Source organism: Mycobacterium simulans (assembly GCF_900232995.1).
Classification (GTDB): Bacteria; Actinomycetota; Actinomycetes; order Mycobacteriales; family Mycobacteriaceae; genus Mycobacterium; species Mycobacterium simulans.
The window spans coordinates 1,968,713-1,981,199 of sequence record NZ_OCVX01000003.1; the positions used below are offsets into that span (position 1 = coordinate 1,968,713).

The 12,487-nt window shown below is 64.8% G+C and carries 3 protein-coding genes and 1 pseudogene; 1 reads left to right on the forward strand and 3 read right to left on the reverse strand.

The genetic code is table 11. The features are described 5' to 3' along the window. The first annotated feature begins 44 nt into the window (after nt 1-44). A pseudogene (locus MSIMFI_RS09590) lies at nt 45-9,209 on the forward strand (amino acid adenylation domain-containing protein). Nucleotides 9,210-9,483: 274 nt separating this feature from the next. On the opposite strand, the gene MSIMFI_RS09600 reads toward MSIMFI_RS09590, so the two are convergent. The 3 genes from MSIMFI_RS09600 to MSIMFI_RS09610 are packed head-to-tail and all read right to left on the reverse strand — an operon-like array spanning nt 9,484 to nt 12,443. Next, on the reverse strand, nt 9,484-10,653 hold the full coding sequence (locus tag MSIMFI_RS09600; RefSeq protein ID WP_186241945.1) for an acyl-CoA dehydrogenase: 1,170 nt from the start codon (nt 10,651-10,653) through the stop codon (nt 9,484-9,486). A 13-nt stretch (nt 10,654-10,666) separates the two neighbouring features. Beyond that, complete coding sequence (purE, locus tag MSIMFI_RS09605) at nt 10,667-11,185, reverse strand: 5-(carboxyamino)imidazole ribonucleotide mutase (protein WP_191497032.1); 519 nt, start codon at nt 11,183-11,185, stop codon at nt 10,667-10,669. A 22-nt stretch (nt 11,186-11,207) separates the two neighbouring features. Continuing rightward, nucleotides 11,208-12,443, reverse strand: a complete 1,236-nt coding sequence (locus MSIMFI_RS09610; protein ID WP_263597365.1) for a 5-(carboxyamino)imidazole ribonucleotide synthase — start codon at nt 12,441-12,443, stop codon at nt 11,208-11,210. Nucleotides 12,444-12,487: the final 44 nt, after the last annotated feature.

The window sequence follows — 12,487 nt, forward strand, 5'->3', positions numbered from 1 at the left end:
CGGAAAGACAATCCCCAGCCTAGCTAGCGGATGGGAATGGTCAAATGGATGGCAATGAGCCTGAATTTCCGCTGACGCCAGGGCAGCTCGACATATGGCTGGCGCAGCAGACCGGCCAGTCGGACCGGCAATGGCAGATTAGTTTGTTAATCGAAATCGAGGGAGCGGTTGAGCATGATTTGCTTGAATTGGCAGTCGGTCGGGTAGTTAGCGAGGCCGAACCCGTCAGGGCTGCTTTCTTTGAGATCGATGGCCAAGTTCGCCAAAGGGCCGTCGATTATCCGCAAGTCGATGTTGCCTGCTACGACGTTAGCTATTCCGTGGACTCCCTGCAGGAAGTCCGCCGGTTAGCGGAAGCGATCTGGCGCACACCGATGCCATTGACCGGCCCGTTGTTCAAGTTTGCCTTGTTTCAGACGCGGCAGAATAAATCCTATGGGTTCGCCTGCTGCCACCATCTTGTCATTGACGGATTCGGCAGTGCACTTTTCGCCAACCGTCTCTCTGCCGTCTACTCCGCCTTGGTATCGCGCGCATCAGTCCCCCCAGTTTCCTTTGGTTCACTACGCGATTTAATTTCCTATGAGTCAAACTATGAAGCTGCTGACAAATATCGAGAAGATCTGGCCTATTGGACGAATAATCTCCCGTCAGGTGGGACGCCGGACTACCGGCCGCAACAAGTGCAGAGCAAGCGTGACCCGTGCTGGATTTCCGAGCCGGTTCGATTGAATCCTTTCGTCCTCCGCCGAGTTCTGGCGCTATCCAAGTCATTGAAGATGCGGCGGTCTTCGGTCATCACCGCAGCGTGCGCACTGTTTGTACACGCATGGTGTGGTGACCAGTCCAACGAGGTGGTGCTCGATATCCCGGTCAGCAGGCGACTAGGTCCAGCGGCGATGACGATTCCCGGAATGATTGCCGGCGTGGTGCCACTGGTTTTGCAGGCCTCACCCGGGTCTACGGTCGCCGGATTTTGCGAGCATGTCGACTCACGGTTGCGAGAAGCGCTGCAACATCAGAGGTTCCCGGTGCAAGCCTGGCAGCGCAAGGCTCGCTCCGGCGGCTCAGGACGGGCGCCGGGCCGGGTGACCGTTAATTTCATGCCGTCGACAATAACCTTCGCCTTCGCCGGTGCTAAAGCATCAGCGGTATATACCACTCTTGGCTACGTTGGTCACTTTGCGATGTTGTTCTCGCGGCGCGCTGACGAACTCTTTCTGAGCACGGCGGGCGCTGGCCAACCGTTTTCCAATTTCGACGTCTCTGTTTTGGCTCGCGGGGTGGAGCGGGTGTTGTTGGAGTTGACCGTTGATCCGGGTCGGCGGTTGTCGTCGATCGATCTGCTCGATGAGGCTGAGCATGCCTGCCTGGATAGGTGGGGGAACCGCGCGGCCTTGAGCCGGTTCACACGCCCGGCGGTGTCGATTCCGGAGTTGTTTGCCGCGCAGGTGGCACGCACCCCGGCAGCAGTGGCGCTGGTGTGCGGCGGGTGCTCGTGGAGTTACCAGGAGCTCGACAAGGCCGCCAATCGACTGGCACACCTGCTGGCTGATCAGGGAGTCGGCCCGGGTCGGTGCGTGGCGCTGCTGCTGGAGCGTTCGGCACAGGCCATTATGGCGATTTTGGCGGTGTTGAAAACCGGGGCGGCTTACTTGCCAATCGACGTGGCGCACCCGCAGGCGCGGATCGCGTTCGTGGTTGAGGACGCCGCTCCGGTAGCCGCTATCTCCACAGCTGAGCTGCGCCCGCGGTTGGGTGGCCGCGACATGGTTGTCATCGACGTTGAAGACCCCCGTATCCGAACCCTTCCATGCTCCGCCTTGCCGGCGCCGGCCTCGGACAACATCGCCTACATCATCTATACGTCGGGCACCACCGGTATTCCCAAAGGTGTGGCCGTCACCCACGAGAATGCGATCCAGCTGTTCGAGCGGCTACCTGCGGGTCTGGCGCCGACGTCGACACAGGTGTGGACGCAGTGGCATTCGTATGCTTTCGACGTCTCGGTCTGGGAGATGTGGGGTGTGCTGTTGCATGGCGGGCGGCTGGTCGTGGTGCCCGATGCAGTGGTTCGCTCTGCGATGGACTTTCATGCCCTGCTGGTCTCTGAAGAAGTCACCGTCTTGAGTCAAACACCGTCGGCCTTTGCGGCACTGCAAATTGCCGACGCGATGCAGCCCGAGTTGGCACCTCGGCTGAAGCTGCAGGCTGTGGTTTTTGCCGGTGAAGCCCTTGAACCACAACGTCTTCGGACTTGGTTGCGTAACCATCCGGGACTGCCGCGGATGATCAACATGTATGGCACCACCGAGACGACGGTGCATGCCTCGGTTCGGGAGATCGTCCAAAGGGACACCGATAGCAGTGCTAGCCCCGTCGGGGTTCCGTTGGCAAACCTTGCCTTCTTTGTGCTCGACGCTTGGTTGCGGGCGGTACCGGTGGGTGTAGTGGGTGAATTGTATGTGGCGGGTCGGGGGGTCAGCTATGGATATCTCGGTCGGCCTGGGCTAACGGCGTCGCGGTTTGTGGCGTGTCCGTTCGGTGGTGCCGAGGCGCCGGGAATACGCATGTATCGGACCGGGGATTTGGTGCGTTGGGGTGCTGACGGGCAATTGGAGTATGTCGGGCGGGCGGATGAGCAGGTCAAGATCCGCGGCTACCGCATCGAGCTTGGTGAAGTGCGCGCAGCGTTGGCCGAGCTGGACGGGGTGGATCAGGCGGTCGTGATCGCCCGTGAAGACCGTCCCGGCGACAAGCGGTTGGTGGGCTATGTCACCGGCAGCGTCCAGGCCAGCCCCATCCGTGCAGTGCTCGCGGATCGGTTGCCGAGCTATCTGGTGCCCGCGGCGGTGGTGGTGTTGGACGAGTTGCCGTTGACCGTGAACGGCAAGCTGGACATCCGCGCCCTGCCCGCCCCCGACTACGGGGAAGTGGATTTGTACCGGGCCCCATCCAACGCGGTCGAGGAGATCCTGGCCGGCATTTATGCCCAGGTGCTCGGGGTGGAACGGGTCGGGGTCGAGGAATCGTTCTTTGACCTGGGCGGAGACAGCATCCTGACGATCCAGGTGGTCGCACGTGCGCGCGCTGCGGGGGTGGTGTGCCGTCCCCGGGATCTCTTCGCTGAGCAAACCGTGGCCGGGCTAGCCCGAGTAACCGGTGTTGCCGGTGACGACGGGGATGGCTGGATTGACGACGGCGATGGTGCGGCGTGCCAGGTGCTGGCAACACCGATCATCCGTTGGCTGCAAAGCGTTGACGGCCCAGTCGGGCAGTTCAATCAGTCGTCGCTGTTGCAGGCTCCCGCGGGGGTGAGCGATGACGATGTCGTGATGTTGCTGCAGGCTTTGCTCGACCGCCATCCCATGCTGCGGTTGCGGGTCGATGACGACGGCGCCGGGGGTTGGTCGCTGTCGGTGCCCGAACCCGGCTCCGTCGATGCGGCCGAGTGTGTGCAGTCGGTAGCGGCGTTGTCCGATGAGGCGCTCGTGGCGGCCCGAACCCGGCTGGATCCAGGTGCCGGAGTAATGCTAAGCGCGTTGTGGGTTGCCGCCACGGCTCAACTGGTGTTGATGATCCATCACCTGGCGGTTGACGGAGTGTCCTGGCGGATTTTGCTGGACGACCTCAATAGCGCCTGGGACCAACACCGCCGCGGCGAGCGGGTGGAATTGGCGGCGCGGGGCCCGTCATTTCGGCGGTGGGCGTCGGTGCTGGCCGAGCACGCTCGCAGTACCGCGGTCAACGACCAGGCGGGCGCCTGGCGGCAGGTGGCGGCGGCGCCCGCCGCGTTGCCCGCGGTGTCGCCATCGGTGGACACATTTGCTACCGCCACGCACCTGTCGGCATCCCTGGATGTCGAGACAACCCGCATGCTGCTCGGGGAGGTACCGGCGGCGTTTCATGCCGGCGTCCAAGACATCCTGCTCATCGCCTTTGGTCTGGCGTGGTCGGAATTCTTGGGCACGTCGGGTGCGCCGATCGGCATAGACGTGGAGGGCCACGGGCGCCACGAAGAACTGAACCCCGGCATCGACCTGTCGCACACCGTCGGTTGGTTCACCACCAAATACCCCGTGTCGCTAGCGGTGGGCGAGCTGTCCTGGACGCAGATCGCGGCGGGCGAGGATGAGCTAGGACCGGTGATCAAGAACGCCAAGGAGCAACTTCGAGCCCTCCCGGACGGCCTGACCTACGGTTTGCTGCGCTACCTCAATCCCGATGTGGACCTCGCCAGTGAGGATCCGGCGATCGGATTCAACTACTTGGGACGCCTGGGCGGACCCGCGGCGCAGGCTTCGGCCGCCGATGACATCTGGCGGATGAGCCCGTGGGACTCGGTGTTCACCGACAACAGCAACGGCGGCTTGCCGATGCCGCTGCTGCACACGGTGGAGCTCAACGCGGTCACTGTCGACCCCGGCTCAGCAGCCCGGGGGGGCCCACGACTGCACGCCAACTGGACGTGGGCGTCCTCAAAACTCGATCGCGACCAGATCTCCCGGGTCAGTCAGCTGTGGTTCGACGCGCTCTACGGCATTGTTAAACATGTCGCCGAGGGCGGGGGCGGGTTGACCCCTTCCGACATCGCGCCCGCCCGGCTCAACCAACAGCAGATCGACGCACTCGAGCGGAAATACCAGGTCGCTGACGTTCTGCCGCTGACCCCCCTGCAGGAGGGACTGCTCTTCCACGCAGCCACCAGCGTGCAGGGTGACGCGAGTGATCCCTATGCGGTGCAGCTCGATATCGCCCTCACCGGTCGGCTCAACCGCCACCGCCTTCGCGGCGCCGTCCAAACAGCGCTAACCCGACACCCGAACCTGGCGGCCCGATTCGTGTGGCAACAGGACGACCAACCGGTCCAGATCATCCCGCGCGACCCCGAGCTGCCGTGGCAAGAATTGGATCTCAGCGCAGCCGTCGACAGTAGCGCCGTCGAGAAGAATATCCAGCAGGTATGTGCTGCCGAACGCGCCGCCGTGTGCGACATCAGCAACCAGCTACCGTTTCGCGCCGCCCTCATCCGCACCGGAGAAGATCGCCACCAGTTGGTGCTGACGAACCACCACATCGTGCTCGACGGCTGGTCGGTGCCGATTCTGCTGAAAGAAATCTTCGCCGCCTATAACGGACACTCGTTGCCCACACCCGTCCCATATCGCAAGTTCGTGACCTGGCTTGCCGGACGCGACCTCGACGCCGTCCGCACAGTCTGGCGTTCGGCGTTCGACGGCTTCGAGGCCCCCACACTGGTTGGCCCACCGGACCGATTAGGGCTGGGCGGTCGAGGCATTGAGTGGTTCCAAGCTCCCGCCGGGACCGCCGACGCGGTGACCAGGTTGGCCCGCTCCTGCCACACCACCGTCAGCACTGTTCTGCAAGCCGCCTGGGCGCAGGTGCTGGTCGGGCTGACCGACCAGCACGACGTCACATTCGGCATCACGGTCTCCGGCAGGCCGGCCGAGGTGGCCGGCGCGGAATCGATCGTGGGCCTAATGATCAACACGCTGCCGGTACGCGCCCTAATCGAGCCCGCGACTACCGCCGTTGACCTGGTTGGTCAGCTGCAGCGCTTCCACAACGACACGGTCGAGGACCAGCACATGGCGCTCAGCGAGATCCAGCACATCACCGGTCAAGAAAGGCTGTTCGACACCCTTTTCGTTTTCGAAAACTACCCAATCGACGCTGCGGCAACCCAGAGTGCTGACGAGCTCTCCATCGCCGATATCACCATCCGGGAATCCACCCACTACCCGCTCACGGTGCAAGTGATGCCGGGCCGGGAACTGGGTTTCCGCGTGGAGTTTCGCACCGATGTGTTTGACGCGGCCAGTGTTGAGGCACTGGTCGGGCGGTTGGAGCGGGTGTTGGTGGCGATGACGGCGGATCCCCACCGGCGGTTGTCGTCTGTCGATCTGCTCGATGAGGCCGAGCACGCCGGTCTCGACGCGTGGGGTAACAGGACCGCCTTGATCACCCCCGCCGCGGTGTCGGTGTCGGTTCCGGAATTGTTTGCCGCGCAGGTGCAGCGGACCCCGCTGGCCACCGCGCTGGTCTTTGAGGGGCAGTCGTGGACCTACCGCGAGCTTGATGAGGCGTCGAACCGGTTGGCGCACTTGTTGATCAGCCATGGGCTGGGTGCTGGGGATGTGGTGGGGCTGCTGGTGCAGCGTTCGGCCCGGGCCGTCATTGCGATCTTGGCGGCACTCAAAACCGGGGCGGCGTATCTGCCCATCGATCCCGCGCACCCGCAGGCGCGGATCGACTTCATGGTCGGTGATGCCGGTCCGGTGGCCGCGATCACCACCGCGGCGCTGGCGGGCCGGCTGGCCGGCCATGACGTCGTGGTGATCGATATAGACGATCCCGCGATCGACACCTAGCCCAGCACCGCGCTGCCGGCACCGGCTGCCGCCGATATCGCCTACATCATCTACACCTCGGGCACAACCGGAACTCCGAAGGGCGTGGCAATCAGCCATCGCAATGTCACCCAGCTGCTGGACTCGCTGGATGCCGAAAAGGTTCCCGCGGGGCCGGGACAGGTCTGGAGCCAGTGTCATTCGACTGCGTTCGATTACTCGGTGTGGGAAATATGGGGGCCGCTGCTCCGTGGTGGCCGGTTGGTGGTGGTGCCCGAAGCGGTCACCCGCGCCCCCGCGGAGTTGTTGGCCTTACTGGTCGCCGAACAGGTCAGCGTGCTCAGCGAAACCCCTTCGGGGTTTTACGGATTGGCAGCCGCCGACGCGGCGGACCCGGAGCTGGGACGCCAGCTGCAGCTTGAGGCGGTGGTGTTTGGCGGCGAGGCCCTGGAGCCGCAACGTCTTCGGGGTTGGTTCACCAACCATCGGGAACGTCCGCGGCTGATCAACATGTACGGCATCACCGAAACGACGGTGCATGTTTCGTTCCGTGAGATCGCTGAGCAAGACATCCACAGCACTGTGATCCCGATCGGGGTGCCGCTGGCCAACCTCGGGTTGTTTGTGCTGGATGGCTGGTTGCGGCCGGTGCCTGCCGGGGTGGTTGGGGAGTTGTATGTGGCTGGTGCGGGCTTGGGGTATGGGTATTTGCGGCGGCCCGGGCTGACGGCATCACGCTTTTTGGCTTGCCCCTTCGGAGCGCCGGGGGGGCGGATGTATCGGACCGGGGATTTGGTGCGTTGGGGTGCTGATGGGGAATTGGAGTATGTCGGGCGTGCGGATGAGCAGGTCAAGATCCGCGGCTACCGCATCGAGCTCGGTGAGGTGCGCGCAGCGTTGGCCGAGCTGGACGGGGTGGATCAGGCGGTCGTGATCGCCCGCGAGGACCGTCCCGGCGACAAACGTCTCGTCGGCTATGTCACCGGGACAGTCGACCCGAGCGTCGTGCGCGCGCAGTTGGCCACCCGACTGCCTGCGTATATGGTGCCGGTCGCGGTGGTGGCATTGCCACAGTTGCCGTTGACGGTCAACGGCAAACTCGACGTCCGGGCCTTGCCGGCACCCGACTACAGCAACACCGAGTGTTATCGCGCTCCGGGAACCCCCACCGAGGAGATCCTGGCCAGCATCTACGCCCAGGTGCTGGGTGTGGAGCGCGTCGGGGTGAATGAGTCGTTTTTCGACTTGGGCGGGGACAGTGTTTTGTCGATGCAGGTGGCGGCGCGGGCCCGTGCTGCCGGTATCGCGTGTAGGCCGCGCGACATTTTCACTGAGCAGACCGTAGCCGGGCTGGCCCGAGTCGCCGGGATCACCGACGGCGAGGGTCATCTGGTTGATGAGGGTGTGGCTGAGGTGTCGGTGCTATCGTGCGGCAACCTGGTGCGAGAAGTCTTCGATGTGAACGCTGCGCCGGACGCCGAACGGACGGCCAGCGCAAGGCGGCCCAGCTTCGTGTCGGTGCATGGCCGCGACGCCACGAAAGTGCATGCGGGTGACCTCAGGCTGGACAAGTTCATCGACGCCACAACGTTGGCCGCCGCTCCGATGCTGTCTTCCGCCAGCACCGAGAACCGGACGGTTCTGCTGACCGGGGCGACCGGTTTTCTCGGGCGTTACCTGGCCCTGGAATGGCTACGGCGGGCGGAACAGGCCGGTGGCACGCTGATCTGCCTGATCCGAGCCAAGAACACCGAGGATGCGCGGCACCGCCTCGAACGCACCTTCGACAGCGGCGACGCAGAGCTGCTGGCGCATTACCGAGAACTGGCCGCTGAGCACCTAGAAGTCGTCGCCGGCGACAAGAGTGAAGCAGACCTGGGCCTAGACCCGCGAACCTGGCAGCGGCTGGCCAATACGGTCGACCTGATCGTTGACCCCGCCGCGGTGGTCAACCACATGCTGCCGTACAGCCAGCTGTTCGGCCCCAATGTGCTGGGCACGGCCGAGCTGATCCGGCTTGCGCTTACCGCGAAGCTCAAGCGCTACGCGTATGCATCGACGGCCAGCGTGGGCGATCAAATCGAGCCGACGGCGTTCACCGAAGACGCCGACATCCGCGTTATCAGCCCGGTCCGCAAGATCGACGACAGCTTGGCCAACGGCTATGCGAGCAGCAAGTGGGCCGGCGAGGTGCTGCTGCGAGAGGCTCACGACCTGTGTGGCCTGCCGGTCGCGGTCTTCCGTTGCGACATGATCCTGGCCGACACCACGTATGCGGGCCAGCTCAACCCGACCGACACCTTCACCCGGGGGATACTTAGCCTGGTAGCCTCCGGCATCGCGCCCACCTCGTTTTACCAGCTCGACGCCGACGGCAAGCGGCAACGGGCGCACTACGATGGTCTGCCGGTCGAGTTCATCGCCGAGGCGATTGCCACGCTGGGAGCACAGGCGACCGACGGGTTCCACACTTACCACGTGATGAACCCCCACGACGACGGCATCGGACTCGACGAATATGTCGACTGGCTAATCGACGCAGGTTGCCCGATCCAGCGGATCGCTGACTACGACGAGTGGTTGCAGCGGTTCGAAACCGCGATGCGCACACTGCCGGATCGACAGCGCCACCACTCGCTGCTGTGGCTGTTGCCGCTGTTGCACAACTATCTGAAGCGAAAGCCCGCACAGCCGATCCGCGGGTCCACCGCACCGACAGACCGGTTCCGCGACGCGGTGCGACAAGCCAAAATTGGCCCCGACAAAGACATCCCGCATATCTCGGCGCCGATCATCGTCAAGTACATCACGGACTTGCGGCTACTCGGACTTCTCTAGCGAACCTGTGGTGTTGCTGGCCTGCCGTGAGAGGTCCCTGCATGCTTGGCCGATATCGTTCACTCGGGACGCCGAGTGGCAGCGGAACGTCCTCGGGCGCGGCGGCTGGCCTGGGTGAGCCTGGCGGTCTTGCTCATCGAGGGTGGCCTGGGGTTGTGGGAGAGCCCTGGCGGTCGCCGCGACTGCGTCCACCGTCAACCCGTCACACCCATGTTGCTGCAGCAACTAAACCTGACGATCGACCCTGGCCAGTCACGGGCGAGCGCGATAAGGATCAGCGCAGCAGTGCCCGCGACATCACCACGCGTTGAATCTGATTGGTGCCCTCGTAGATCTGGGTGATCTTGGCGTCGCGCATCATCCGCTCGACCGGGAAGTCAACGGTGTAGCCGGCACCGCCAAACAGCTGCACCGCGTCGGTGGTGACCTCCATGGCCACGTCAGAGGCCAGGCACTTCGACGCCGCGGAGATAAATCCGAGGTTGCCCTCGCCGCGCTCGGCGCGGGCGGCGGCGAAGTAGACCATCAACCGGGCGGCTTCCACCTTCATCGCCATATCCGCGAGCATGAACTGCACGGCCTGGAAATCGCTGATCGCTTGCGCGAATTGCTTGCGGTCCTTGGTGTAGGCGATCGCGGCATCCAATGCGCCCTGGGCGATGCCGACCGCCTGTGCACCGATGGTCGGGCGGGTGTGGTCCAGGGTGGCCAGCGCCGTCTTGAACCCGGTGCCCGGCTCGCCGATGATCCGGTCGCCGGGAATCCGGCAGTTTTCGAAGTACAGCTCCGTGGTGGGTGAGCCCTTGATACCCAGCTTGCGTTCCTTGGGGCCCACGACGAAGCCCTCGTCGTCCTTGTGCACCATGAACGCCGAAATGCCATTGGCGCCCAGGTCGGGGTCGGTCACGGCCATCACGGTGTACCAGGATGACTTGCCGCCGTTGGTGATCCAGCACTTGGCGCCGTTGAGAATCCAGTCGTCACCGTCCGCCTTGGCCCGGGTCCGCATCGACGCCGCGTCCGAGCCCGCCTCCCGCTCGCTGAGAGCGTACGAGGCCATCGCGGTGCCGTCGGCGAGCTGCGGCAGCACCTGCTTCTTCAACTCCTCGGAGCCGCGCAGGATCAGGCCCATGGTGCCCAGCTTGTTCACCGCGGGGATCAACGAGGCCGACGCATCGACACGGGCAACCTCCTCGATCACGATGCACGCCGCCACCGAGTCCGCACCCTGGCCGCCGTACTCCTCGGGCACGTGCACCGCGTTGAAGCCCGAGGCGTTCAGCGCGTCCAAGGCCTCCTGCGGGAACCGGGAGTTCTCGTCGACATCGGCGGCGTGTGGAGCGATCTCCTTTTCCGCCAACGCACGAATCGCCGCCCGCAACTCTTGGTGCTCCTCGGGCAGTTGGAACAAATCGAATGACGGGTTTCCGGCCCATCCAGCCATGTTGGTCTCCTTGCTAAGCGCCGGTAACTTTACCTTGAAGCTGCTGCAGCGCCGCATCCTTGGCGCGGACCGTCTCGGCCAGCTGGTCCTGAAACGCCACTATTCGGGCACGCAGTTCCGGGTCCGACGACCCCAACATCCGCACGGCCAGCAAGCCGGCGTTGCGGGCGCCGCCGATGGACACTGTGGCCACCGGAACACCCGCCGGCATCTGCACGATTGACAACAGTGAGTCGAGGCCGTCGAGGCGGGCCCGCGGCACCGGCACGCCGATCACCGGCAGCGGCGTGGCCGAGGCCACCATGCCGGGCAGGTGCGCAGCACCGCCGGCTCCGGCAATGATCACCTCGATGCCGCGGTCGGCCGCGCCGCGGGCGTAGTCGAACATGACCGCGGGCGTGCGATGCGCCGAAACCACCCGAACCTCCATCGGGATATCGAACTCGGCCAACGCGGCGGCCGCGTCCTGCATCACCGACCAGTCGCTGTCGCTGCCCATGATCACGCCGACCCGAGCGGCCTGTTTAGTCATGTGGATCCCATCCGTCCGGCATTTAGCGCCGCTCCTCTCCCCCGCAAGCGGGAGGTGCCCCCACATCGCTCTTTTGCTCTGCATCGTCGCCGGCGCGCCACTGCGCGTGCGACATCCAGTGTGCGGCCAGCTCAGCACGTTCTCGCAGCTTGCCAACACCGTCGCCGAGGAAGTTGATGTGCCCCACCTTGCGACCGGGGCGTTCGGCCTTGCCGTAGAGATGAACACGAGCGTCGGGCATCCGCGCGAACAGGTGGTGCAACCGCTCGTCCAGGGTCATCGCCGGCGGTTGCGGGGCGCCCAGCACATTGGCCATGACCGTCACCGGCGCGATGGCGTCGGTACCACCCAGCGGGTAATCGAGCACCGCGCGCAGATGCTGCTCGAACTGGCTGGTACGGGCGCCGTCCATGGTCCAGTGCCCGGAGTTGTGCGGCCGCATCGCCAGTTCGTTGACCAGCAATGCGCCATCGGTCGTCTCGAACAGCTCAACGGCAAGCACACCGACGACCCCGAGTTCGGCCGCCACGCGCAACGCCAGCTGCTGCGCCGCCGACGCCGTCTCGTCGGGCAGCTCCGGCGCCGGCGCGATCACCAGCACACAGATGCCGTCGCGCTGCACCGTCTCCACCACCGGCCAGACGGCACCCTGGCCGAACGGCGAGCGCGCCACCAGCGCCGACAATTCGCGGCGCAGGTTCACCTGTTCCTCGGCCATCACCGGCACCCCATCGGCCAGGAAGGTGGCCGCGATTTCGCGGGCGTGCAAAGGATCGCGGGCCATCCTCACCCCGCGCCCGTCGTAACCGCCGCGGACAGCTTTCACGACCACGGGGCCGGCTATGCGCTGCGCGAAGGCATCGAGTTCGTCGATGCTATGGATCCCGGCGTAGCGGGGTACCGCGGCACCCAGGGCCTCCAGCCGTCGGCGCATGTGGAGCTTGTCCTGAGCGTGCATCAGTGCCTGCGGCGCCGGCGCCACGTTGACGCCCTCTGCGACCAGCTTCTCCAGCAGCTCGGTTGGGACATGCTCATGGTCGAAGGTCAGCGCGTCGGCTCCGGCCGCAACTCGACGCAAGTCCTCGAGGTCGGTATGCGAGCCGATCACGACGTTGGGAGTGACCTGTGCGGCGGCGTCATCGGGCGCATTAGCCAACACGCGCAGGTTCTGCCCGAGCGCGATCGCGGCTTGATGAGTCATCCGGGCAAGTTGACCGCCGCCAATCATGGCGACCAGCGGGGTGCGAGAACTCGGCACGCCCTCATGTTGTCATGGCGCCTGACCGGCGTGTTTAGCGGCTA

Coding starts and splice junctions, on each gene's coding strand:
- MSIMFI_RS09600 (WP_186241945.1), bottom strand. CDS start 10,653: ATGGCTGGATGGGCCGGAAACCCGTCATTCGATTTGTTCCAACTGCCC.
- purE (WP_191497032.1), bottom strand. CDS start 11,185: ATGACTAAACAGGCCGCTCGGGTCGGCGTGATCATGGGCAGCGACAGC.